The following is a 25,561-nucleotide window of genomic DNA, read 5'->3' as shown; positions in this document are numbered from 1 at the left end:
TGCTATAAATATTTATTTTTACGCTGTAAAAACCATAAAACTCAATTAACATGAAAAAAACACTTTTCACATTGCTTTTCGTTGCCTTGATAGCTGTTGAGCTTCACGCACAACAATACGAGGTAAAGGTAGTCACCAGCGTAGAATCCATCGTTCCAAACGGTTTGGGCCGTTCGCGCCTGATTTCGGCCAATGCCGAGCGTGACTACAAAGAATTCACTACCACACAAACCGAGGACGACAATACACGAAACAAGTCGGATCGGTCTGATATACGCGTGAAAGATTTTGACGAAACGAAACTTCTTAACTTCTATAATCTTGGCGGAATCCGTTTCCAGAACATTGCTGCCAATGATGCAGTGATTACCTCAAAAATCAACACCATGTTAGCCGAAGGCTGGGACCTCGCCTTTGTAAGCAGTGCTGTAGAAAGCGATTCGGGCAAAGATGACGGGCAAGGAATTTTTATTACCCGCTATATCTTTAAACGTTTAAAACAATAATGAAAAAGACCCGCCATAAGCGGGTCTTTTTTCTATTCATTGATCACTTTCTTCTGGTGATTGATGGATTCCTGGTGAATTGCTTTGTAAATGCGTAAAATAAACTCTTCACTTAACTGGTTCTCCTCTCCCTCCAGTATCATGCGCCCCAGCACTTCGTTCCATCGTTTGACCTGAAGGATCGCCACGTTGTTCTTTTTCTTAAGAAGTCCTATGGAATCTGCGATCTTCATTCTTTTCCCCAACATTTCTACCAATTTGTTGTCGATCACGTCTATTTGGGTACGTAGCGTATTCAACTGGTTGTTGAATTCCACCGCATCGTCTTCCGTTTTACGAATACGAAGGTCGACCGTCATTTGATCCAAAGTAGCCGGTGTTATTTGTTGTTTGGCATCGCTCCATGCATTTTCAGGGTCATAATGAGTTTCGATCATAAGCCCGTCGTAGTTGAGATCCAATGCGGTTTGGCAAAGATCGAAGATAATGTCCCGTCTCCCTGCAATATGTGAGGGATCCAAGATCAAAGGCAGATCGGGAAACCTATTTTGAAGATCGATAGGTATCTGCCATTCCGGATTATTCCGGTAGCGTGTCTTTTCGTAAGTCGAGAAGCCGCGGTGGATCACACCCAGATTCTTCACCCCTGCTTTATAAAAACGCTCTACCGCTCCCAGCCATAAGGCGAGATCAGGGTTTACAGGGTTTTTTATAAGAACCGTCTTATCGGTTCCCTGCAATGCATCGGCGATCTCCTGCACCATGAATGGAGAGACCGTCGTTCGGGCACCTACCCACAAAATATCAATATCATGTGCCAGCGCGAGGTCCACATGATTTGCATTGGCAACTTCGGTAGTGGTCAATAGACCTGTTTCTTCTTTGGCGCGTTGTAACCATTTTAATCCCAAAGCACCCACTCCTTCAAAATTTCCCGGTCTTGTTCGAGGTTTCCAGATCCCGGCACGCAGCACCGTAGTATCGGTTTCTTTAAGCTCATGGGCTATCTTTAGCACCTGTGCTTCAGTTTCGGCGCTACAAGGACCGGCGATGACCAAAGGATGACTTAGCTTAAAAGCATCCAGCCAATTTCTCAATTCTTTTTTGTTCTCCATAGATCTTTTCAGAAATAAAAAAAGCCCCGGAAGGGACTTTCAACAAACTGCAAATTTATATATATACAATAATCCCTCTTAGCAACAGTTCAGTGAATGACGCCATCTAATTAAAATAGGGTGTTTTTGTACGGTTATTATCATTGCAGCTAAAGTAGCTAATAATTTACGTACTGAAAATCTTTTATTAAAAATTTTACATTTTAGGAAGGTGCCGCTGCGCGTTATTTTTGTGTAGTTTTGTTTTTCTGAAGAACTTATGTCCATACAAGTAGAAAATATCACGAAAACCTACGGCGACCAGAAAGCCCTGAACGCTGTTAGCTTCTCTATTGAAAAAGGCGAGATCGTTGGATTTCTGGGGCCGAATGGTGCCGGAAAATCTACGCTGATGAAGATCCTCACTACCTATTTGAAACCTACGGAAGGAACCGCGGTAGTGAATAACCACATACTTTCTAAGGACGATCTAGGCATCCAAAAAAGTGTGGGATATCTCCCGGAACACAACCCGCTGTATCTGGACATGTATGTACGGGAATACCTTGCCTTTAATGCAGCCATATATAAGATTGCATCCACGCACATAGAAGATGTTATTGTTCGCACAGGTCTTTCGCCTGAAGCCCATAAAAAAATAGGGCAACTCTCAAAGGGATACCGCCAGCGTGTAGGACTTGCAAATGCCTTACTGCACGATCCCGAGGTGCTTATCTTGGACGAACCCACCACAGGATTGGATCCCAATCAACTTATCGAGATCCGTGAACTCATAAAAAGCATCGGAAAGCAAAAGACCATACTACTTTCTACTCATATCATGCAGGAAGTAGAAGCACTTTGTGACCGGGTGATCATAATCAACAAGGGAGTTATTGTATTGGATAAAAAGCTTCAAGATCTTAAAAAAGATAAAAAACAGATCATTGAGGTAGAATTTGATTACCGTGTCGAGGAGATCGCACTTCAGCAATTACCCAAAGTAGCAAAAGTGGACAATGTGGTAGGTTTTGTGTATCACATACATTTTGAAACCGATACGGATATGAGAGCTCAGGTATTTGACTTTGCCCATGATAACGGCCTTAAGATACTTCAGCTGCATCAAAAGAATACCACACTCGAAAAACTTTTCACTGAATTAACTACTCAAAAATAAGACGGCCCTGGTATAGCTCTTCTACATCGACCAGCTCCGGCCTGTTAGTAGCGTATACATTTCCCAAACTCACAATTTTCCCTTGAATGGAATTCATGGGTCTTACCCTAATCAAATTGGTGCTTCGGTGAAAAATTACGAGATTCTGTATCTCGAAATCCTCGGCTTCAATGCGTACATCGCCATCGATGGCGGCGAAATTGGCATTGAATGCTCTTCCGCTCAAATAGAAATTAGACAATCCGTTGGCTCGTATGAGCAAACTTCCCACATTGAGATCCCGCATGATAAAATCACCGTCTATATGAAACACCCCTTCCCTTAGTGGATCCTCCGAAACCAAAGTGAGCACAGGAAATCTAATGACTCCAATATTCTGAACAGGCAATCCGGAACTGTTTTGGATCTCTTCCACATCGGGGGCCGTGACATAGACTTTAGTAACACCATAATCGCGTACAAAATTACAACTGTTGCGATCACTCACCTTTAGAATACTGTCCTCAACCCTCACCAAAACCTCATCTATTAGGTTAGAACCGGACTCTACCCGTACTTCCTGCGGACCTTGAGATATAAACAATTGTACCCGATTCCAAACGATGATTCGTTTAAAAGCATCCACATCGTAGGTTTGAGATACGATATCACCAGTCGCCTGAATACAGTCCGGAGCCTTCTCTGAATCGCATGAGAAGAAAAAAACTAAGCTACATATAAAAAAGGCGTATTGTTTCATTTTTTTCCTAATCGTATACCGATACTAAATTCAACAGCTTCGGCTTTGGCATAGTGTGCCTTCACGGTAGCGCTTGCAAAAATTCGGTCGTTATAAAAATAGCGTTTTAATCCCAATCGATTGTACACCCGGTTTTCAAATTCATAAGGCCAATAGGCATAATATCCTACCTGAGAAACAAATGCGATCTTACTGAACCGTAATTCGTGTCCTACGAATACTCCTATTCGCCTGTAATCTTCATCGCCGGTTAGGCCATCCTCGGGAAAGGCAATAGAACGAAAGCGTATCAATTCTATTAAAAAGTGTGAAAAAAAGACATCAACACCCGCTTGAACTGTGCTTTTATAATTTAACCTTTTGTCTGCAAAAAGAGAAAAGGTATAAAATGGAAACTGCCCCAATCCGTTCACATCGGCTTCGTTCACGCCGGTTCGAACCACAAAATTGTATTGTATAGGTTCGGCATAATTGGAACTTGGCCAGGATCCCAGGGGAATATAACCGGGGAAATCGTAATGGTCGAACTGATAACTTATCCCTGCGTTAAAATAAAGCGTATTTGTACTGTTATTGGGTGCCTTGAAATTTGCGTTAGAATAATGTATGATCCCCACCCCTGCCTGTACTCCAAATCCGTCAAAAAGGTTCTCCTTTACGAAATTGGCCCGCAAAATGGTCGAACTCATAAAAGTACTTCCATAGGCGTTGTTAATGAAATTAGTCTCCGGATCGTAGGGATTGGTCGCATAAGCAATACCTTGCCCTACTCCCACCGTTAGTGTTCGGTTCAAAAAATACCAGTTAAAATGTCCATAGAGCGAATAATTCTCTCCTAGATATGGGTTTTTAAGATCTTGATAGATGAATGTAACGCCCCAGTCCGGATAGTTGTAGCGCGCTTCGGCCTCATTGAAACCGTAGGTCTTCCTGTTGTATTTTAATATCAAGCCCGTGGGATGGTCTGTGATCAAGTGGGAAATATCCGGATTGTGTTCCATGATCGTTCCATAGAAATAATTTGCTTCTATTGAAAAGGGTTTCAGTTCCTTCTGTTGCGCCCATGAAAGCTGAAACGAAAGAAGTGCAATTAGAATACAAAAAAACTTGTTCATACCAATTTAAGAGCCGTAAATATACAGTAATACTTCGTATCTGAAAACGAAATAAAAATGCATTTAAGGACTAAAAAGGGAGCTGTGACAGAGACACATTTCCTCCCGATAAGAGGATGCCTATTTTTTTATTTCTGAATTGTTCTTTGTGACGTAGCAGTGCCGCAAAAGGCACCGCCGAAGACGGTTCGATCACTATTTTTAATCGTTCCCAGAGATACCGCATGCTATCGACGATCTCCGCTTCCTCCACACGAAGAATATCGGTTACTAGTTCTTTAATTATGGGAAAATTAACAGACCCTAACTGCGTTCTAAGTCCGTCGGCGATGGTAATGGCCGTAGTGTTGGTTTCTATTTGTCCGGCATGGAAAGAGCGGTAGGCATCATCTGCCGCAAAAGGCTCTCCTGCAATGGTCGTGCACCGATTACCAAAATAATGAACAGCCAGGGCCGTGCCCGCCAGTAAACCCCCACCGCCAACAGGTGTGATAACAGTATCCAGATCGGGATGGGACTCGAGTAACTCCAAAGTTGCTGTTGCATTGCCAAGGATCACCTCCATTTGATTAGAGGGATGTAAAAATGTAGCCCCTGTTTCTCTTTTTATTTCTTCTGCCGCTCTTTCCCTATCCTCCAAGGAAGGCAAGGATTCTGTAATAATGCCACCATATCCCTTAACAGCCTCCTTTTTCACGCCGGGCGCATTGGAAGGCATCACAATATAGGCTTGGACCCCTAGGGTACGAGCGGCCAAAGCAACTGCCTGGGCAAAATTGCCGGAAGAATGTGTTACCACCCCGGCTTTTCGTTCTTCTTCACTTAATTGTAAAATGGCATTGACGGCTCCCCTCATCTTAAAAGCGCCCATTTTCTGAAAGTTCTCACATTTAAAAAAGACCTCGGCATTGATATGTTTGTTAATCAGGCTTGAGGTAAGCACAGGTGTTCTGTGTACATACGGTTTCACCCGTGCATAGGCTGCTTCGATATCGGCTTTTGCTGGGATCATTTACATTGGACGTTGTGAAGTTTGCTGTATGAGATCTTCCAATGAGGTATTCTCGAAGATGGTAAGCGTATTATCCCTTACTTGTATCATCAACCTATGAACACTGCAGCGGTCCTCATCGGGGCAATCATCGCATTTTTCATAGAAATTCAAACTTACGCATGGAACCATGGCGATAGGTCCTTCCAGCACCCTGTAGACTTCAGAAATGGGAATATCCTTTGCCTCTTTCAGCAAATAATAACCTCCTCCTTTGCCTTTTTTCGACTCCAAGAATCCCGCCTTCCGAAGCGTTAAAAGAATGCTTTCCAAAAACTTTTGAGAGATGTTCTCTGCTTCAGATATAACAGAGATCTGCACAGGCGTATTCGATTCCTTCCTTGCCAGATAGGTGAGTGCCTTTAATCCATATTTGGTTTTTCGGGAGAGCATAGGTTATGGTTCTTATGGATTAAACTTACAAATTTTAGAACAATTGTGAAGCTACGGTTTTTATATTATCGCTTTTACCCATAGAATAAAAATGTAAAAAAGGGACCCCGTGTGCCATGAGCTCTTTGCTTTGCATGATGCACCATTCGATACCCACGTTCTTTACCTGATCTGAATCTTTGCATTTAAGGACCTCTTGGATCAAGGCATCGGGCAGCTCTGCATTGAAACGCTGCGGAATAAGATTAAGTTGCTTTTTACTGGACAACGGTTTCAATCCCGGAATGATGGGAGCTTCGATACCTGCTTCTCTGCATTTCTTTACAAACAGAAAGAATTTCGCGTTATCGAAGAACATTTGCGTCACAACATACGCCCCGCCGTTCTTCAATTTTTTTTTCAAGAAGTGGATGTCGCTTTCCATATTAGGTGCTTCGGCGTGTTTTTCGGGGTATCCGGCTACGCCTATACAAAAATTGGTTTGCGCCTGATTTAAAGTTTCAGCGTCCAAATAAGTGCCTCTGTTAAGGGCATCGATCTGTTTCACCAACTCCTCGGCATAGGCATGACCCTTCTTCTCAGGTGTGAAATACGTTTCGTTCTTTACGGCATCGCCGCGCAGGGCCATTACATTATCGATCCCCAAGAAATCAAGATCGATCAAAAAATTCTCGGTATCTTCTTTTGTGAATCCGCCACACAGGATATGCGGGATGGCGTCCACGTCGTACTTATTCTGTATGGCTGCACAAATTCCCACCGTGCCGGGACGCTTTCGCACCACTTTTTTTTCAAGCAGGCCATTCTCCAACTCTTTATAAACATATTCCTCTCTGTGATAGGTCACATCAATAAAGGGAGGATTAAACTCCATTAACGGATCAATGCTATCGAAGATGGACTGTATATTTTGTCCTTTTAAAGGAGGGAGGATCTCAAAGGAGAATTGGGTCTTGCCATTCGCCTTCTCTATATGTTCTAAAACTTTCATCTAATCTGCTATATTCGTTTTTAGCCATTTTTCGGCTACTTCATAATCTATTTTCTTGCGTTCTGCAAAATCGGCCACTTGGTCTTCCTTGATCTTACCCACGCCAAAATATCGCGCTTCAGGATGTCCAAAATAATAACCGGAAACCGATGCCGCAGGCCACATTGCAAGACTTTCAGTAAGCGTGACACCTATACGTTCTTTCACCTGCAGAAGCTCCCAAATGGTTTGCTTTTCCAGATGATCGGGACAGGCGGGATATCCCGGTGCCGGGCGTATTCCGGTGTATTGTTCACTTATAAGCTCTTCGTTAGAAAGCTGTTCGTTAGTAGCATATCCCCAATAGTTGGTACGCACGTGCTTATGGAGGTATTCGGCAAATGCTTCAGCGAGTCGGTCAGACAGTGCCTTTACCATTATCGCATTGTAATCATCCAGTTTTGCCAAGTAATCATTGGCAAGTTCATCGGTTCCAAAGCCGGTGGTGACACAAAAACAACCTATATAATCCTGTACTCCCGTTTCCAAAGGAGCAATAAAATCTGCCAGTGCAATATTTGGGCGTCCTTCGGCTTTTTTACTTTGTTGACGCAGCGTTCTGAAATAGATCTTTTCTGTAAGTGGTTCGGAAGGAGATGTGACCTCAATATCATCATGTTGCACGCTATTGGCTTTAAAGAGTCCGAAGACTGCTTTTGCCTGTACTTTCTTTTCAGTAATGATCTTCTGAAGCATTTTCTTTGCATCGTCATACAATTCTGAAGCCTGGGTCCCCACCACTGCATCTGTAAGAATCTCGGGGTACTTTCCGTGTAGGTCCCAACTTCTAAAGAACGGAGTCCAATCGATATAGGGTACCAAATGCTCAAGATCAAAATCTTCTATTACCTCAATCCCTAAGTGCTTTGGCTCTTTGATTTTAGGATCCTTCCAATCCAGCTGCAATCGATTGCTTCTTGCCTGCTCCAGGGATAAATAGGTCTTTTCAGACTGTCGGGAGAGGAACCGTTCCCGAAAGTCGGCGTACTCTACTTTCAATCGATCCTTGAACCCTTTGGAATGTTCCTTTTGAAGTAGATCGCCTACAATGGTAACGGCCCGCGAAGCATCATTTACATGCACTACAGCTTCTCGATACTGCGGATCGATCTTAACTGCGGTATGAGCTTTGCTGGTCGTGGCACCTCCAATAAGTAAGGGCACCTTAAAGTCCTGTCGCTGCATTTCCTGAGCAAGGAAGACCATCTCATCCAGTGAAGGAGTGATCAAACCACTCAACCCAATAATATCCACCGCGTGTTTTTTTGCTTCCGCAATGATCTTCTCCGGTGGTACCATCACACCCAGATCTATGATCTCGTAATTATTGCAAGCCAAAACAACCCCAACAATGTTCTTTCCAATATCGTGCACATCTCCTTTTACGGTAGCCATCAATATTTTTCCATTGGATTGTGCTTTGCCGTCCTTTTCAGCTTCAATAAAAGGCAACAGATAGGCCACTGCCTTTTTCATTACTCGCGCCGATTTCACCACTTGAGGCAGGAACATTTTTCCGCTTCCGAAGAGATCTCCCACCACATTCATCCCTATCATTAAATGTCCTTCGATCACCTCAATTGGTGCAGCCACACCGGTTCTTGCTTCTTCGACATCGTTTACAATAAATTCGTCTATGCCTTTCACCAACGCATGTGTAATGCGCTCTTGCAGCGGGTTTTCACGCCAAGAAAGATCTGCGGTCCTTTCTTTACTGGTTTGTTTCACTGTTTCGGCAAAATCCAGAAGTCTTTCGGTAGCATCTTCCCGGCGGTCCAGCATCACATCTTCAACACGTTCCAGAAGATCTTTCGGGATACTGTCATAGACCTCCAACATCGCCGGATTCACGATCCCTAAATTCATCCCTGCCTGGATTGCGTGATATAAAAAGACAGAGTGCATGGCTTCCCGTACCGTGTCGTTTCCTCTGAAGCTAAACGAAACATTGCTTACACCTCCGCTAACGCTGCAATGGGGAAGATGAGTTCGCACCCAGCGCGTGGCTTCTATAAAATCCACCGCATTCTTGCGATGTTCGTCCATGCCCGTAGCAACAGGGAAGATATTGAGATCGAAGATGATGTCTTCCGCAGGAAATTTCACGATGTCTACCAGCACATCGTAACTGCGCTTTGCTATTTCGATCCTTCGTTCGAAGGTATCAGCCTGTCCCTTTTCATCAAAAGCCATGACGATCACAGCCGCACCATACCGTTTGATCAACGCAGCCTGTCGAATGAATTCGGTTTCTCCCTCCTTGAGGCTAATAGAATTCACAACACATTTGCCCTGTACCACCTGCAGGCCTGCTTCTATGATCTCCCATTTTGAACTATCGATCATAACAGGGACCCGGGCTATGTCGGGTTCGGCCATCACCAGATTTAGAAATTTTACCATGGCTGCCTTTCCGTCAATAAGACCATCGTCCATATTCACATCAATGATCTGTGCTCCTCCGTCCACTTGGTGTCTTGCAACCGACAGTGCTGCTTCGAAATTATCCTCATTGATCAATCGAAGGAACTTGCGGGATCCCGCCACATTGGTTCGTTCTCCCACATTAATAAAGTTACTTTCGGGTGTAATGACCAAGGGCTCCAGACCCGAAAGTTTTAAATACCGCTTTTCATTCAGTCCTTTCTCCATACAGCTCTTTATATATTTACGGTTGAGTGGTTCGAAACAGTAAAAGGTCGTGGTTGATATTGCGATGCCAACTGAGCGATCGCTTTGATATGTTCAGGAGTTGTCCCGCAGCACCCCCCGATTATGTTGATCAGTTTTTTATCTAAATATTCCCGGATCTGTGAAGCCATCTGTTCTGCACTTTCATCGTAGGCACCAAATGCGTTGGGCAAGCCTGCGTTGGGATAAGCAGAGACTGCCAAGGTGGTATTTCTAGAGATCGCTTCCAAATGGGGCGCCAACTGTTTGGCTCCCAGCGCACAATTAAAACCTACACTTAAGAGCGGAATATGGGAGATGGAAATAAGGAATGCTTCTGCAGTTTGCCCCGACAAGGTTCGGCCGGAGGCATCGGTGATGGTTCCGCTTACCATTACCGGAATATCCAATTGGCGTTCTTCTTTTAGTTCGTCTATTGCAAATAGAGCGGCCTTCGCGTTTAAGGTGTCAAAAACGGTTTCCACCAATAATAAATCCGCACCGCCATCGATAAGTGCGGCTGCCTGTTGTTTATAGGCTACCGCCAATGCTTCAAATGAAATAGCCCTGTAGCCCGGATCGTTCACATTTGGGGACATACTTGCTGTCTTGTTGGTGGGGCCCATCGCTCCTGCTACAAACCGGGGTTTGTGGGGTTCCCGTTCAGAGAACTCCTGTGCTACCTGTTTTGCAATTTTAGCCGATTCAAAATTAAGTTCATATACGAGATCTTGCATCTCATAGTCGGCCATAGCAATAGTAGTACCGGAAAAGGTGTTGGTCTCCACAATGTCTGCTCCGGCCTCGAAGTACTTGCGATGCACTTCGGCAATAGCTTCAGGCTGTGTTAGGGAAAGAAGGTCATTATTCCCTTTCACAGAGAGATGATACTCTTTGAAACGTTCACCGCGAAAATCAGCTTCAGAAAAATTATACCGTTGCAACATGGTTCCCATGGCACCATCCAGGATGAGAATGCGCTCTTTCATTGCCTTAAGGATCTCCTTCATATCGCTTCTCCATTAAGAATGATGGAATAGGTAACCGAAACACATCCTGTCAAGGTAAGGGAGACCGAGCAATACTTCTCAAAACTCAAGGCCGCGGCTCGTTTTGCCTTTTCAGGTTGAATGTTTCCGTCCAGGAAGACACTTACATGAATTGCTTCAAACGGCGTTGCGTCTCTAAGTTCCTTGCGTTTCCCGTCGACTTCAATGGTATAGGAAGTCACCTCTTGGCGCTGCTTCTTTAGAATTGAGATGATGTCGATAGCATTACAACCCCCTACGGCCATAAGCACCAGTTCCATGGGACTCGCGCCTTGAACGTTCTCATTGCTCTTATTATCGATATGTACCGGAATTCCATTGGGACCAACCGCTTCAAAAAGGTAATCGTTATTGGTACGCTTAAGTGTTACTTTCATAGTTACATTTTTTCTGACATTGTCAAAATTCAAAATCCAAAACCGAACGATGGTCGTTTCAGCAATTAAAATGTATCAAGAAAAGGAAGAGAAGGTAGAACTATCCCTGTGTTATCTATCACCATTGTAAATTGTGTAGAATGTAGCACCTTCTTTCAAGTGAAAGGGTTGCTAAGGCTTCAACGGGTCTAATCCCTCCGCCTTTCTTGATAACGTTTCAATAAAGATGTGAACTTAACGAGTACAAATATTGAATTGAAAAACCGAACATCCAAATTTTTTCTGAAATATTTTGAAAAGGAATCGCTATTCACATTATTTTTTTACTTTTGCCCGAAGAAAGTAAAGAGGAAAGATTTGACTGATTGCAACCTCCCTAAAAAATGCTAAAGGCAGTGCAAACTACCTTCGACGCTTCCGTCAAATCTCCGTTAATTTTAAATTTTTAAAAACCATTTATATGGCGTATTTATTTACTTCGGAAAGTGTTTCCGAAGGACACCCGGATAAAGTTTCAGATCAGATTAGTGATGCATTGCTCGATCATTTCTTAGCCTTCGACCCAGAATCTAAAGTTGCTTGTGAAACCCTGGTAACTACCGGACAAGTTGTTTTGGCAGGAGAGGTGCGAAGCAATACCTACCTGGATGTACAGAACATTGCGCGCGATGTGATCAACAAAATTGGATACACCAAAGGAGCCTATCAATTTAGCGGCGACTCATGCGGGGTTATTTCGTTGATACATGAACAATCCAAGGACATAAACCAAGGGGTGGATCGCGATACTAAAGAGGAACAGGGCGCAGGTGACCAAGGAATGATGTTTGGATACGCTACAAAAGAGACGGCAAACTACATGCCGCTGGCCTTAGACATATCACATAAGATCCTGATCGAACTGGCGGCACTGCGCCGTGAAGGAAACGAAATTCCCTACTTGAGACCCGATTCTAAGAGTCAGGTAACTATTGAATACAGCGATGATAATGTCCCGCAAAAGATCGTTGCTATTGTCGTTTCGACGCAGCACGACGATTTTGATGAAGATGAAATCATGCTAAAAAAGATAAAGAAGGACATTATTGATATCTTAATTCCTAGAGTTAAAAAGCAACTTCCGGAATATGTACAGGCATTGTTTAACAACGACATCACCTACCATATCAATCCTACCGGAAAGTTCGTGATTGGAGGACCGCATGGTGATACGGGACTTACAGGAAGAAAGATCATTGTTGATACCTACGGCGGTAAAGGAGCCCATGGTGGAGGAGCATTTAGCGGAAAGGATCCCAGCAAGGTAGATCGTAGTGCGGCCTATGCAGCACGACATATTGCGAAAAATCTTGTAGCAGCTGGAGTAGCCGATGAAGTGCTCGTACAAGTATCGTATGCGATTGGTGTTGTAGAACCTACTTCCATCTTTGTCAATACTCACGGTACTTCGCACGTCGCTATGTCCGACGGGGAGATCGCTAAGATCACAGCTAAGATCTTTGACATGCGTCCTGCTGCCATCGAGACACGTCTTAAGCTCAGAAATCCTATTTACTTGGAAACCGCTGCGTACGGACACATGGGCCGTACTCCGCAACACGTAACAAAGGTGTTCGAAAGTCCGTATAACGGTCGTATTGAAAAGGAAGTAGAGTTGTTCACCTGGGAAAAATTAGATTATATTGAAGCTGTGAAAGAAGCTTTTAAACTTTGATCGATCGATTAAATTATATTTTTTTCTGAATAAATTTTAAAAACCACGCTTTAGTATAAGCGTGGTTTTTTACATTTATAGAAACAATTTCGCCATGAACGCTACTTCTTTTCTTACATTTTTCCTCCTTATCCTTTGCAGCTGTATCTCCTGTAAAAAGGCACCTTCAGAAACAAAACAGGTAATGTTGTGGCAGTCCTACGACGAAACTCAAGAAATCGAAGCGCAACAAGCGCATGAAAGCAACCGGATGAAATTCAAGTTGATTCAATCCAGGTACCGCGACAAGAACGATGTATTTCAACCTTTGTACGAGGCTGTAGCCGCTTTTTCTGAAGAACGATACGCCCAGCTGGCTCCTATGGTGCTGGAACAAGATATTCCAAGCCTTCAGCAACATATTAGTAGGGGTGATCTTACCTACGAAGAGCTTACACTGTTCTATTTGAAACGCATCTACACGTATGAGCTTGACCCCGCTACGTCCTTACATACCATCATGGCCCTTAATCCTCTGGTCCTGGAACAAGCGAGAGCCCGCGATAAAAATAAGCACGACAAGAAACATCCTATATATGGAATGCCCATACTTTTAAAAGATAATATCACAACAGCTACCATGAATGCTACCGCCGGAGCCGCCGTTTTGGAACACACCTCCAATGAAAAAGATGCTTTTCTCGTAAGTCAATTGGAGGCCAATGGAGCCCTTATCCTCGGAAAAGTGAATCTTAGCGAATGGGCTTATTATTTTTGCTCTGGCTGTCCATTGGGATATAGTGCCTTAGGCGGACAAACCTTAAATCCGTATGGACGAAAGATCTTTGAAACGGGAGGCAGCAGTGCGGGCAGCGGAACATCGGTAGCGGCAAACTATGCCGTGGCCGCTGTGGGAACCGAAACAGCAGGTTCGATTATTTCTCCCTCCAGTCAAAACTCTTTAGTAGGATTGAAACCCACAGTGGGAGTGATAAGCCGGTCCGGGATCGTTCCTATTTCCCATACGCTGGACACGCCCGGCCCTATGGCCAAAAATGTGACCGATGCAGCTATTTTACTGGACGCCATGAGGGGGAAAGATGCCAAGGATCCTTCCAGTATTGCTTCTTCGAGCTCGTATATTCTTCAGAAAAAGAACAACGACCTTTCAGGAAAACGATTAGGCGTGATCAATGGATTGCTTAGCGATACGATCTATGCAGCATCTATCAAACAATTGGAATCTCGGGGTGCTATACTTGTCCCGTTCGATCCGCCGCAAGTCCCGCTGGATGGTTTTCTCAGCCTGCTTAATCTGGAGATGAAACAAGACCTCCCTGTCTACCTTAGAGAATATACGTCCATTGCAGACACCCTTCCCTCTTTGGAGGCGATCATGACCTACAATGCGAAGGACAGCACTTTGCGAATGCCCTACGGACAAGGAATCTTTGATGCCATCATGAACGACACCATAGACACCAAAGGTTTGGATTTGCTGCGCTCTCGGCTTCTTACCAATGGAAACCGCTATTTTCAGGAGCCTATGCAACAATACCAACTCGACGCCATCTTGTCCATTAACAATTATCATTCGGCGTACGCGGCGGTGGGATTACATCCTTGTTTAGCAGTCCCAATGGGTTATAAAACAAGTGGAGAACCCATTGCGCTCACGCTTATTTCATCACCATATACAGAAGCGTCCTTACTTGAATTGGGCTATGCGGTAGAACAAATACTCAATGCCCGAAAGATCCCCCGGGCGTATAAAGATTAGATGATATTGTGATTTTTAGCCTTCTGAACGGCCTCCATCTTACTATGTACCTGTAGTTTCTTATAGATGTTCTCGATGTGTTTTCGAACCGTACTCGGGGATAAAAAAAGGTTATCGGCGATCGCTGTGTAACTTAAGCCCTTACTTAATTGCTCCAGCACCTCCACTTCGCGTTTGGAAAGCGAGATCTCCTCTTTGTCACAAGGGTTTTGAATGTCTATGGGATTTCGGAGCAACTTCAAGGTTTTCAACGCAATGGAAGGATTCATGGCAGCACCGCCATTAAGCGTTTCTTTGATCCCGTTGTAAAGGTCTTCAGGATTTATCTCTTTAAGAAGATAGCCGTCAGCTCCCGCTTTTATGGCGTTGAAAATGTTCTCGTCGTTGTCGAAAGCCGTAAGCATAATGATCTTGATCTGCGGATATTTCTGTTTGACCATCTGTGTGCTTTCGATACCGTTAAGAACGGGCATTTCGATATCCATAAGAATTACGTCCAGATTGTGGTTCTCTTCTAATTTGGTGAGCAGTTCACTGCCATTGAGGGCGGTGTGTTTTATTGAAATATCCTCAAAGAAAGAAAGCTTCTCTTTAATCGCGTGGATCAAGAAACTGTTATCGTCTACAATGGCAACTTTTACGCTCATCTTTGGTGGGTTCAACATTAAAGATACTTAAAATTACAACAGTTTGATCCTTCTTGCCATAGGGCAGTTGCCTTATTTACAGTTATCCGTGCTCTTTAGGGATGATCACCTTTAGGGTGGTTCCTTTTCCTGCTTCGGAACGGACCTCCAGAGTGCCTTTAAACTCTCTGGTTCGTTTTTTCATATTGTTGAGCCCGTTACCCGATTGGGTATTGTCAATATCGAAGCCCGTTCCGTTGTCTCGAACGGTGAGCAGGAAATGAGTTGGTTCTTCTGAAATGTTCACGCCTATCTCTGAAGCTTCCGCATATTTTATGGCATTATTGACGCCTTCCTGAATGATCCGGTAAAGATTCATTCCAACAACCGAAGTGAACGCGTGAGAAGCTTCGACCGAAGCATCCACAGTAAAAGAAAACTGGGTTCCTTCCGAAGCTAACTTCGCCTTTTCTATGAAATTACTAATGCGGGACTGAAGGTCTTCGAACGTAATGCTGTTCTTGTTCATGGCCTAAATAGTATCCCGTAGTTCATAAATGGTCTGAGAAGTAAAAGAACTGATCCCGGAGAGTTTTTGGGACAAGGTAGTTTCCATATCCTTGAAGCTGTACTTGAGGTTGTCCAGACTTGAAATAATAAATGTGAGTTGTGCCCCGATATTGTCGTGCAGATCACGGGAGATACGCAACCGTTGTTCCTGCAACCTGTTTTGTGTTTCTATCTGTGCCAGAGCGGTTCTTAACTGTCCTTCTTTACGCAACTGCCGGTTCTTTAACTTTTGTTGATTATAGACCAGGTAGCCCAGAAGCCCTAAGACAAGCGCCAGGCCAAATCCGCCATAGACCAAGGTGTTCTTTTTTCGAACCTGCAGGTCCTTTTCTGCCAGTTGCGCTCTTTGCTGAAGGATTTCCTTTTCCTTCTTCTCGGTTTGATATTTGGTTTCTGTCTCTTGAATGATCTGACTGTTCTTCTCATTAAGAATCGAGTCCTTTACCGCAATAAAGTCGTATAAATAGGTATTTGCCTTTTTATAATCATTTTGATCCTTGGCAAGTTCTGAAAGGCTTGAATATCCTTCTTTAAGCGACAATTTTATATCATATTGCTTCGCGAGTGCGACCCCTTTCAGTAAATATTCTTCAGATTTCTTAAGTCGTTTTTGAAGTCGAAGCGATTCCCCAAAACTGGTATACGAATGTGCCATCCCGTTAAAATCCTGTGCGGCTTCACGCAAGGCGATGGACTCCAGAAAGAGACGTTCGCAGGTAGTGAAATCGCCTTTTTTAGAATACGCCAGGGCTATATTAGTGAGATTGGAAGCTTGTTCCTTGGTATCACCCAGCTGTTTGCTAATAGCAAGTGCTTTGGAATAGGAAGCGATCGCATCATCGTACTTTTGCTGATAATCGTAAATAGCCCCCACATTGTTATAGCCATTCTGCAATCCGGCAAAATTACCCAAAGCTTCCTGCATTTCAAGTGCCCTTGTAAGGTATTGAGTTGTTTTGTCGAAATCCTGAAGATAGTAATAGGCTACTCCTATATTGTTATACGCCTGAGCGATTCCTGTCTTGTTACCCAGTTTCTCTTCAGCTTTCAGGGCTTCAAATAGCAACGGAATGGCTTTTTGGTAATCGCCCCTGCGAATATGAATGGTTGCAATATTATTGAGAATTACGGCAAATCCCTTTGTACTGTTGGTCGCTTTGGCAATGTCTAGCGCCTTGTTATATTCGGTCATTGCCTTCTCATAATTAGTCTTGCGTTCAAAATAATTTCCCAGGACATTTAGGTTCATCATTTTTCCGTAGGGATACTTCAGCGTCTCTGCCAGACGAATCCCATCCTCGGCAAAAGCCTTTGCACTGTCCAGATGTGTAATATTATAATGACGTGCAATCGCAAGCAAAAGTCCCACTTTTGCGGTATCGTTGGGTGCCTTTCTAAGCACCGTTAGGGCACTATCAATATTTTGTAAGGTTTCTTGTGATTGAAGAAGGAAGGAGGAAAAAAAGAATACCAGAAAACATGCACTGCGAAGTTTTGACATCTTAGATCTAATTTGGTTAGTTACCATAAATCTAGATATTTATATTGGTCTGAACAACAAGTGCTTCGTCTAAATTGTACCGTAAAAAATGATATTTGTTCAACGCATTCTCTCGTATCGCGATCTGCGTCTTATGCAGCACAATGGCTTCGGAAAGTTGCTGTCGTTTGATCTTGTGACTTTTTTCCAGCCGCTTATTCCGAAGAACAAAATACAGTGTTATTCCCGCGATCGCACAAAAAAAGAGCGCGAATCCTATAACAGATTCATAATTCATGGTGTTTCATTTGGCATTCTAAAGGTACAACCCCCTTACCAAATTGAGTATACGGCATTTGACGTATTTAGCTAACTCTTAAAGGTCACCACTACGCGCGTTCCCTTTCCTGGTTCCGATTCTATTGAAATGTTTCCACCCAGATCTGCTGCTCTTTTATGTATATTCTTAAGGCCGTTTCCGGTCGTTTCAGAAATGACCAAAAATCCGCTGCCATCATCGGTTATTGTTAGTGTGCACAATTCATTTTTCTTATCGATCTCCACTGAAACATGGTTTGCCTGTGCGTGTTTTAGCGCATTGTTAACCGCCTCCTGGATAATCCTGTAAATATTCATGCCTTCCACAGATGAGAATGTGATGTCCGGCGTGACATTTCTCCCTACAGAAAAGTTAAAATCAACACTGGCCGAAGCCGTACCGGCCTTTTCAATAAAATTTGAGATACGCCCTTGCAGATCTTCCCACGAAATATCGTTCTTGTTCATGGCCCAAATAGTGTCCCGCAACTCATAAATGGTCTGAGATGCAAAAGCGCTGATATGGGTTAACTTCTCCTTGGTTTTCCCACCGGTGTCCTTCAGTCCGAATTTTAAAGTGTCGATCGAAGAAATGATAAACGTAAGCTGCGAGCCTATGGTATCATGAAGGTCCCTGGAAATGCGCAATCGTTGTTCTTGCAGGCGGTTCTGGGTCTCTATGCGTGCAAGTGCGGTCTTTAACTCGCTTTCCTTTTTTAACTGTTTGTTCTTTAGTCGTTGCTGATTGAAGAACAAATACCCTAAAAGTCCAAAGATGATCGCAATAGCGATCCCTCCGTAGATAAGCGTATTCTTTTGTTCCACTTCCAGTTCACGTTCCGCCAGATCGGCTTTCGTCTGGGCGAGATCCTTTTCCTTCTGTGCCAGATTGTATTTGGTTTCCAGATCGGCGATAGCAGCTGCGCTTTTATCTGAAAAGATCCGCTCTTTGGCATCCAGGGATTTTTGAAGGAATGCTCCACCCAATTGAGGGTTTCCGGTTCTAAAATAGGTCTCTGAAGCATGTTGGTAGAAATCGACTGCGGCATTTTTAAGATCCGGGAATTCTTCTAGAAATTCATTCCCCAGCACTACATATTTTAACGCCTCATTGGTATTGCCCAGACTGTTGTTCGCCTGTATCAAGAAGGAGATCGGGATCAAATTCGCACGTCGGTCTATATTAGCGGCATCCCGTCCTTTTAAGATCTCGGTAAACAATGGTATGGCCATCGCCGGTTTTTCCTGGGTGATGTACAGATCGGCCAAACTACTAAGTGAATCGAAATATTTGCCCTGTTCATTAGCAGCTTCGGCAGTAGCAACGGCTTCTTTTAGAACTTTTTCGGCTTCATCGAATTTTTCCAGTGCTACAAGGTTGATCCCAATATTATTAAGGGAGGCAGGAATCTCGCTGGTTTTGTTATACTTTCGGCGTAATTCAAGCGAGCTGTTGTGATATTCGATCGCCTTATCATACTGCCCCATTTCCTGATAGATCAAGCCTATATTATTGAAAAAGACCGCGTTTCCCGCTTCACTGGTGTTGGTCTCGTTCATTTTGAGCGCTTGAAAGAAATAATCGAGGGCATCTTGATAGTTTCCTTTGTTCCAGTGAAACATCCCCAGATTATTGATCACCATGACCGTTATGGTCTTAAAATCCTTTTGTCTGCTAAGCGCTAATGCTTCCTTAAAGTAATAGTTTGCAGAGTCTGCCTGCCCAGACACATCGTAGTAGATACCGTAGGTATTTACGAGTTCTGCTTCGGAAAAAGGAACCTTCTTATTTTTTGCTTCGGCAATAGCATTTTGCAACAATTGCTTCGCCCGCGGAGGGTCGTTAAAAATAAAATAGAAACCTACCTTGTTGAAAATACGAAGCCGCACCGAATCATTGGCTGTTTCTGCAACTTGAAGGAGACTGTCTATTTTTTGAGCCTGGGATTGTGAGAAAAGGATCCCATTGATAAAAAGGAAAATGAGGATTACAATCTTACGCATGTGAAGGGGTTTCTGAAAACGAATGTAAAGAAAAAATAAAAAACACGATCCGTAGGGATCGTGCTTTGATCTATTGGCTAATTAGTATTATAGTTTTTTGACGAAGGTGCCGTTATTCCACGTACCTACGCGGTCATCGGCAGCAGACTGACCCTGATAATAGCCCCGGCCATGGTATTTCCCGTTATTCCATTCCCCGCCGTAATAGTTCCCGCTGGTAAAAAAGAACCTTCCTTGCCCGTGGTACTGATTGCTACTGTTAAACTGACCGGTATACTTATCGCCATTGGCAAATAAATAGGTGCCCATATACAGATTCCCGTTCTTAAAGAAACCTGTGTACGAATCGCCATTGGACCATTTAAATCGTCCGTATTTATTAGTACAATCTCCTGCGACACAGCCTGTGGTCGTCCCGTTATCGATAAAGGTGTAGGCGTCCTTCAACTGACTTAGTTCATAGCGACCTTGCTCCCAGACCTCATCTTCCACAATATATCCAAGTCCTTGGATAAATCCGTTTTGATACTCACCCACCATGTCTTTATTGACCCCGATATATACACCATAGCCTGTCATGGCATTGTTTACCCAAAAGCCGATATACTTTCCGGAGTCATTCCAATCGAAGAGGCCATAACCATCCCTGTTTCCGTTTTTCCAGAATCCTTCATAATATCCATAATCAAAGGTCTTCTTTCCCCATCCGTTCATACAATCGCCACTTACACACCCAAAGGTAGTTGTACTGGGCGTGCTTGCGGTGGTGGTAGGCGGATTCGCAGCATTCCCGGTAGTAGGTGTCATTGGTGTTTCTTGTGCCATAAGCAAGCCGCTAAACAGCATGCATAAAAAAGCTAGTGTTAGTGATTTCATACTATTTTGGTTTTACGTGTTAATTGAATTCTATTTCTTTAAAGATTTAACCAGCGTCCCATTAGACCACTCCCCTACTTGCTGGACAAGATCTTTGTTGTGGTAATAACCCCGGCCGTTATATGCACCGTTCTTCCATTCGCCCCCATAGTATCCGCCACTTATATAAAAGTACCGTCCTGTGCCGTGAAACTGATTTTGAGCATTGAACATCCCGCTGTATTTATCGCCATTGGCAAACGTGTATGTGCCTAAAAGAAGATTACCGTTCTTAAAGAAGCCTATATAGGAGTCTCCGTTAGAATACACAAATTTTCCATATTTATTCTGACAGTCTCCCGCAGTACATCCCGTTTCTATATTGTTCGTATAGAATGTATAGGAGGTGACAAGATTACCATTTGTGTAGATGCCTTGTTGCCAATCCTTTCCATACACAGCATAACCGGGACCATTCAATTTACCATTACGGTATTCACCTACGATATTATCCTCGTTATCGGCAATGTAAGCTCCATAACCGCTCATGGTATCATTTTCCCAATTTCCTATGTATTTGCCTACACCATTCCATTTATAGAGACCGTATCCGTTTTTCTTTCCGTTTTTCCAGAACCCGTCGTAGTGCGCATTCTCGTATTGCCATTTGCCCCAGCCATTATTGCAATCACCGCTCACACAACCTGTGCTTCCATTGGTAGTTGCAACCGAATTTGAACTAGAAGCTGAATACAGCTGGACAGGTTTATAGACAAAGGAAGCCATGGTGTAATACCCGGGAAGCACATATTTTTTTACGCCGTCAACAGATACGATAAGATCGTTCCCGTCCTTTTCATTGGTAGCCTTGGTATAATCAATGTGTTTTCCTTTGATGAGTATCGCATACAACCCTTTGTCAGTATCACGGTACCAATAAGTATTGTCCGGCGCAGCGGGTAGGGCATTGATGGTTTTAGCACCCCAGTTCGAAAAATTACGTATCCCATCCAGGACATAGGTACTATTGGCTTCTTCCAGATATTCAACATAACTCCCGTTAATATTACTGAAGGTTCCGCTTTGGGATGCATCATTGATATATACAATAAACGAATACGGGTTCGTGATGTAAAAATCCTTACCGATGTTATTCGCCAGGACCGACACACGACCTGTGGTACCCGTTGGTGCTTCTTTAATATCTGCGCACAAATAGAGCGTACGTGTATTTTTATCCAACACCGGCAAGGTATCGGTCTTTAAGTAGCTAAGCGGCTGAAGATTGGTGAGTTTTTTTCCGGATGAATCGTACATATAGAACTTGTCATTCTCAAGCATCGTCCAGCTATTGGCAGTACCATTAGCGGTGCTCGAAGTACTTGATACAGGCGAAGGCACTTGAGCCAGCCCTGAAAAACCTATACAAATCCATAAAAAAAGTGATAAAACAAAGGGTCTCATACTTGATTAGTTTTTAGTGATATACAAAGTAGCAAAAAAAATAATGTGTTTCAAATAGGGCAGCTGACGTATTTTTTTGTTATTCTGAAAATTCTTGATATTTGCGTTTCATCTCTTCATAATGATCGGGTGAGTTAGCATACTTCTTTGCCAGTTTTTCCAGCGTTTCCGAATCTTTGTGTAAAGACACCATGGTAAGATCTATCAACAACCTAAAAACAATTAATAGCACAGCGGCAACCACACCAGTTGATAGAAGCAGGTAGAAAAAGAATGCCAGGATCACTACAAACTGCTGTACAAAGATGCGCACATACGGTTTCATAAAGATCGCTCCCGGTGTATATGACTTGTACTTTTCATTCTTCCAGAAATTGGTGTAGAAGTAGCTCAAATTAGTAACTACCAATGAAGCCAGCACTACGGGCATCCCTTCCACCGAAAGAATGTATCCATAATTTTCAAGCAAAGCAAAAGAGCTGGTGATCTCCGGTACCGCACTTTCAAATAAAGTAAAGGCAAAGATCGATTGGATGGCAACGAACATTCCGTAGTGTAGCACGAAAAAGAATATTAGTGGCAACCCTCTAAGTTGTAACCCTTTTTTAGATCGGGTTGGTTTTCCTTCCGCAGAAACAATCCACAATTTCAAGATATGGATGAGTCCTATGACAATAGTTTCTAAAAAGTAGGCAAAGACCACGGTCAAGGCATCTATCTGTTGCATGAATAACAATGCCAACAGGAAAAGTGCGTTTGCCCACACCAACATATTCTTTTGATTAGGAAGTAAAATGGTTCGTATCATTCTATTAAAGGTAAAAAGAAACCCCGTATGTTGTATACGGGGTTTGTACGATTACAGACACTCCTCACCATCTGCAACCCTCGTAACTTGGCTAGTTAGTTACTTCTTAAGATCGTATGCAAAGATGGAATTGTTGTCGGCTTTGTAATACAGTATCCCTCCTATTTCATCCACTTGGTACTCCGGCTGCTTATCTTTCAATACGATCTCCTTTTCTTTAGATCCGCTGTCCTTGTTCAATTTTACAAGTCCTACACCGTCATCCAGTTTGGTCAATACAAACTGTGCATTTTCGGTGGCGGCTGTTGCTTTAAAGCGTTTTAACATCTCGGCAACTGAGGCACCCGCAGCTGCAGCCATCCCATCCCCCAGGTCGGCATACCGCTGACCACGGTCTGTGTAGTTTCCTAATTTGTTCCGGTTCTGGTTTGCAGCATTGTAGGAAGCAACGGCTGTCGTTGCTGTGGCAACTGCCGCGACTCCTGCAATAATAGCTCCTAAAGCACTTTTCCCGGGGGCTCTGTAATACTCATGGAATTTCTTACTGCCGTTCCAGTCAAGCATCATTAGATTTTGATCGCTGGTGAGCAAGATCCCTCCGTCGCGCACTTCCACTCCTGTAGGTGCTTCTTTGCCGTCAAATTTGGATTCAGCCAAGGTGGATACCTCTCCCGAATTGGCGTCTACCGCAAATAATTCATCATCGGCGCTTATTAAATACCGGGTATTCTTACTGTCATAGCTAGACGACACGGCATTAGCTCTTTTATATTTCAATGGCTTGTTCCAAACCTGGTCCCCCGTAGCGAGATTTACGATATTGGCATCTTCCGAAGTAATATAAATAAGTCCCTGTGGGGTATTGGCCATGGTCATGATGTTCTCACCTGTCTTCAATGGTTTTTTGAATAGTGTCTGCCCGTCGAACGAGATCTTATTGATCCCCCCCTGGAAAATCCCGAAGAGTATACCATCATCCATAATGTAGAAATGTTGAACATATCCCTTGGTCTTAGGTGCCTTATCCCAAAGATCCTCTCCTGTGGATGCACTTAAAAATCCAATTTCCGATTCGTTCTTGGCGGCAAATACGCTGTTACTTCCACCGTCATCTTTGTTGCTTACAATGGCTAGGCCCTGTGGCAATATCTCGAAATTGGCGACTTTACCTTTTACTTTGGCCGGTTTGTTCCACAGCTCGGCTCCGGTAGCACTTATCTTATAGACCTCGGTATTGGTCCCGCTGGCATTTTGCTCGAATGCATAGATCTCTTTTTCCCCGGCATCGGCCACTAACCAGTTCACGTTCTTGATCTTGGTCTCCCATAACTTATCTCCTGTTTGCGCCTTTTTGGCGATCAAACCTTGTGCGGTAGGGATGATAAGGTATTCCTTTAACAATAATGGTCTGCCGGTGACGCTGTAATCTTTGGCAATGCCTACACGTCCCGGTTCATCCAAATGGAATCGGTAATCTTCTTTGCCCGTGTTAAGATCGTATACGGCTACCTGCATCGCAAATTTTTCTTTGGAAGTACGTTGACCGCTTACCACCAATTTGTTTTGAGGCATCATGACATCACAGGTCATTACTGTCTTCCAGCCATTGTTCTCGGTCGTGAACAATACCTTCCCCGATATATAGTCGATCACTGCCTTCTTTGCCGAAAGATTGGCAAATCCAACATCCCCGACAATTACATAAGGCGCGCTGGGCACAAAGAAAAGTTCTTCGGGCTTGACACGACCGTAGTCAGTGAAATTAAAAAGCAGCTCATTGCTTCCGGGTTTGATCCCAACGAGACCATCATTGGTCGCTACGACCATGGTGCCGCCTTGGGTAAGGGTCATTTCGTTGATCTTCGCACCGGTATCGTAGCGAAAATCGGGTGTTTCGGCACGTTGAGCCGAGACGTGGATCACCGAGCTTATTGCGAGGGCGATCATTAGTGTTGCTGTTGTTGAAAGTTTCATATGCGTGGTTTAATTAATTGATATCTCAAAGGTGCGTTAAAGAAAGAGGCCGTTCAATAGGGCAATTGTCGTATTCTACTGATTGTGAATGAGAAACTAGGGGTGTCGGGAATAGTTGGCAGCAGCTTGCAGAAAGTAAAACTCCCCTATTCACCTTGTCACATACTCCTCAAAAAAAACCGGAAGAAGAACAAATTGTTCCGCTCCCGGCTCCACGTAAAAACCTCAACACTGAGATTTTCTTTAGAGGATCTAGTTTTGTGTAAGGGCCATGTCAAAAGACCCCTCTGTTACAGAAGTAGTCTCACTGGTATTATTAATATTATATCCGGTAAATGAGAATGTGCCTTTAACATTTGTGGTGCTATAACTTGAAATATTAATAGTTCCGTTTGAACTGTTACCATTGGCTGTGCTATAAACCACTACAGTGCTTGGATCCGGATTGCTTGGATCCGGCAAAAAACTATACGTTCCAATATTTGTAAAATTAAGATCATAGGTACCCTCTCCATCAAAATTGATGATGATCATTTGTAGGTTTTCAGAATTGACCGTTCCCGCCGAAACTGCAAGGGTGCGTACTCCGGAATTACTTTCCTGCGCCATGACAGTTCCTTCAAGCGATTGAAAATTCTGTCCGTCTACTTTTGCGACCATCTGACCTTCTCCGGCCTGTCCGTCATCGCCGCCTTCGTCATCTTTTTTACAGGCGGTCACGGCCAAACTTATAAAGAGAACGAAAAGTACTTTTTTAAAATTTTTCATAATTGCTGGGTTTTTAA

The 25,561-nt window shown here is 43.6% G+C and carries 23 protein-coding genes and 1 riboswitch; of the genes, 4 read left to right on the top strand and 19 right to left on the bottom strand.

The features are described from left to right. Window positions 1–50: 50 nt before the first annotated feature. Window positions 51–506: a hypothetical protein gene (locus JS40_RS12730; protein WP_034261156.1), complete on the top strand. Its 456-nt coding sequence runs from the start codon at window positions 51–53 to the stop codon at window positions 504–506. Window positions 507–538: 32 nt separating this feature from the next. On the opposite strand, the gene JS40_RS12725 is transcribed toward JS40_RS12730, so the two are convergent. Beyond that, window positions 539–1,621, bottom strand: a complete 1,083-nt coding sequence (locus JS40_RS12725; protein WP_034261154.1) for a bifunctional 3-deoxy-7-phosphoheptulonate synthase/chorismate mutase type II — start codon at window positions 1,619–1,621, stop codon at window positions 539–541. Between the two features lie 259 nt (window positions 1,622–1,880). Between JS40_RS12725 and gldA the strand changes: the two genes are divergently transcribed. Further along, window positions 1,881–2,780, top strand: a complete 900-nt coding sequence (gldA, locus tag JS40_RS12720; protein ID WP_034261152.1) for a gliding motility-associated ABC transporter ATP-binding subunit GldA — start codon at window positions 1,881–1,883, stop codon at window positions 2,778–2,780. Here the strand turns inward: gldA and JS40_RS12715 are convergent. From JS40_RS12715 to JS40_RS12680, 8 genes are all read right to left on the bottom strand, one after another. After that, window positions 2,767–3,519: a head GIN domain-containing protein gene (locus JS40_RS12715; RefSeq protein WP_034261149.1), complete on the bottom strand. Its 753-nt coding sequence runs from the start codon at window positions 3,517–3,519 to the stop codon at window positions 2,767–2,769. The genes gldA and JS40_RS12715 overlap by 14 nt on opposite strands. Beyond that, on the bottom strand, window positions 3,516–4,634 hold the full coding sequence (locus tag JS40_RS12710) for an acyloxyacyl hydrolase (RefSeq protein WP_034261146.1): 1,119 nt from the start codon (window positions 4,632–4,634) through the stop codon (window positions 3,516–3,518). The genes JS40_RS12715 and JS40_RS12710 overlap by 4 nt, the downstream gene beginning before the upstream one ends. Window positions 4,635–4,704: 70 nt before the next feature. Continuing rightward, window positions 4,705–5,646: a pyridoxal-phosphate dependent enzyme gene (locus JS40_RS12705; protein ID WP_034261144.1), complete on the bottom strand. Its 942-nt coding sequence runs from the start codon at window positions 5,644–5,646 to the stop codon at window positions 4,705–4,707. Then, the gene (locus JS40_RS12700; protein WP_034261142.1) at window positions 5,647–6,078 is read right to left on the bottom strand and encodes an RrF2 family transcriptional regulator; all 432 of its coding nucleotides are present in this window, start codon (window positions 6,076–6,078) and stop codon (window positions 5,647–5,649) included. A gap of 34 nt (window positions 6,079–6,112) precedes the next feature. Then, the gene (metF, locus tag JS40_RS12695; protein ID WP_034261139.1) at window positions 6,113–7,069 is read right to left on the bottom strand and encodes a methylenetetrahydrofolate reductase [NAD(P)H]; all 957 of its coding nucleotides are present in this window, start codon (window positions 7,067–7,069) and stop codon (window positions 6,113–6,115) included. Beyond that, the gene (metH, locus tag JS40_RS12690; protein WP_051957600.1) at window positions 7,070–9,760 is read right to left on the bottom strand and encodes a methionine synthase; all 2,691 of its coding nucleotides are present in this window, start codon (window positions 9,758–9,760) and stop codon (window positions 7,070–7,072) included. Window positions 9,761–9,768: 8 nt separating this feature from the next. Next, complete coding sequence (locus tag JS40_RS12685) at window positions 9,769–10,788, bottom strand: homocysteine S-methyltransferase family protein (protein ID WP_034261137.1); 1,020 nt, start codon at window positions 10,786–10,788, stop codon at window positions 9,769–9,771. Beyond that, window positions 10,785–11,204, bottom strand: a complete 420-nt coding sequence (locus JS40_RS12680; RefSeq protein ID WP_034261135.1) for an OsmC family protein — start codon at window positions 11,202–11,204, stop codon at window positions 10,785–10,787. Before JS40_RS12680 ends, JS40_RS12685 begins: the two co-directional genes overlap by 4 nt. Window positions 11,205–11,312: 108 nt before the next feature. Further along, window positions 11,313–11,420: riboswitch (SAM riboswitch) on the bottom strand. A gap of 244 nt (window positions 11,421–11,664) precedes the next feature. On the opposite strand from JS40_RS12680, the gene metK reads away from it, so the two are divergent. Both metK and JS40_RS12670 read left to right on the top strand, forming a co-directional pair. After that, window positions 11,665–12,918 (top strand): methionine adenosyltransferase, encoded by a 1,254-nt coding sequence (metK, locus tag JS40_RS12675; protein WP_034261132.1) that lies wholly within the window; start codon window positions 11,665–11,667, stop codon window positions 12,916–12,918. 94 nt (window positions 12,919–13,012) lie between these two features. Continuing rightward, window positions 13,013–14,677, top strand: a complete 1,665-nt coding sequence (locus JS40_RS12670) for an amidase family protein (RefSeq protein WP_034261130.1) — start codon at window positions 13,013–13,015, stop codon at window positions 14,675–14,677. Here the strand turns inward: JS40_RS12670 and JS40_RS12665 are convergent. The 10 genes from JS40_RS12665 to JS40_RS12620 all read right to left on the bottom strand — a co-directional run bounded on the left by JS40_RS12665 (window position 14,674) and on the right by JS40_RS12620 (window position 25,544). Next, window positions 14,674–15,324, bottom strand: coding sequence for a response regulator (locus tag JS40_RS12665; protein ID WP_034261128.1), 651 nt, complete (start codon window positions 15,322–15,324; stop codon window positions 14,674–14,676). The genes JS40_RS12670 and JS40_RS12665 overlap by 4 nt on opposite strands. Window positions 15,325–15,406: 82 nt before the next feature. Further along, window positions 15,407–15,832 carry a sensor histidine kinase gene (locus tag JS40_RS12660; protein ID WP_034261126.1) on the bottom strand — a complete coding sequence of 142 codons (426 nt, stop codon included), beginning with the start codon at window positions 15,830–15,832 and terminating at the stop codon, window positions 15,407–15,409. 3 nt (window positions 15,833–15,835) lie between these two features. Beyond that, on the bottom strand, window positions 15,836–17,374 hold the full coding sequence (locus tag JS40_RS12655) for a tetratricopeptide repeat protein (RefSeq protein ID WP_034261124.1): 1,539 nt from the start codon (window positions 17,372–17,374) through the stop codon (window positions 15,836–15,838). A 31-nt stretch (window positions 17,375–17,405) separates the two neighbouring features. Next, the gene (locus JS40_RS12650; RefSeq protein WP_034261122.1) at window positions 17,406–17,651 is read right to left on the bottom strand and encodes a hypothetical protein; all 246 of its coding nucleotides are present in this window, start codon (window positions 17,649–17,651) and stop codon (window positions 17,406–17,408) included. Between the two features lie 71 nt (window positions 17,652–17,722). Continuing rightward, a complete protein-coding gene (locus tag JS40_RS12645) occupies window positions 17,723–19,675 on the bottom strand; it encodes a tetratricopeptide repeat-containing sensor histidine kinase (protein ID WP_034261120.1) in 1,953 nt (650 codons plus the stop codon). A gap of 87 nt (window positions 19,676–19,762) precedes the next feature. Beyond that, the gene (locus JS40_RS12640) at window positions 19,763–20,551 is read right to left on the bottom strand and encodes an MORN repeat-containing protein (protein ID WP_084677507.1); all 789 of its coding nucleotides are present in this window, start codon (window positions 20,549–20,551) and stop codon (window positions 19,763–19,765) included. Window positions 20,552–20,581: 30 nt separating this feature from the next. Next, a complete protein-coding gene (locus tag JS40_RS12635) occupies window positions 20,582–21,994 on the bottom strand; it encodes an MORN repeat-containing protein (RefSeq protein ID WP_034261116.1) in 1,413 nt (470 codons plus the stop codon). Window positions 21,995–22,073: 79 nt separating this feature from the next. Beyond that, the gene (locus tag JS40_RS12630) at window positions 22,074–22,802 is read right to left on the bottom strand and encodes a DUF6498-containing protein (protein ID WP_034261114.1); all 729 of its coding nucleotides are present in this window, start codon (window positions 22,800–22,802) and stop codon (window positions 22,074–22,076) included. A gap of 99 nt (window positions 22,803–22,901) precedes the next feature. Beyond that, entirely contained in the window at window positions 22,902–24,776 is a 1,875-nt protein-coding gene (locus tag JS40_RS12625; RefSeq protein WP_051957599.1) for an outer membrane protein assembly factor BamB family protein, read from the bottom strand. Window positions 24,777–25,028: 252 nt separating this feature from the next. Beyond that, complete coding sequence (locus tag JS40_RS12620; RefSeq protein ID WP_034261112.1) at window positions 25,029–25,544, bottom strand: Riean_0653 family protein; 516 nt, start codon at window positions 25,542–25,544, stop codon at window positions 25,029–25,031. Between the last annotated feature and the right edge of the window lie 17 nt (window positions 25,545–25,561).

The organism is Altibacter lentus (genome assembly GCF_000746845.1).
GTDB classification, from domain to species: Bacteria; Bacteroidota; Bacteroidia; order Flavobacteriales; family Flavobacteriaceae; genus Altibacter; species Altibacter lentus.
Note: the sequence above shows the minus strand (reverse complement) of the source record. Positions and strands in the feature narration are given on the sequence as shown.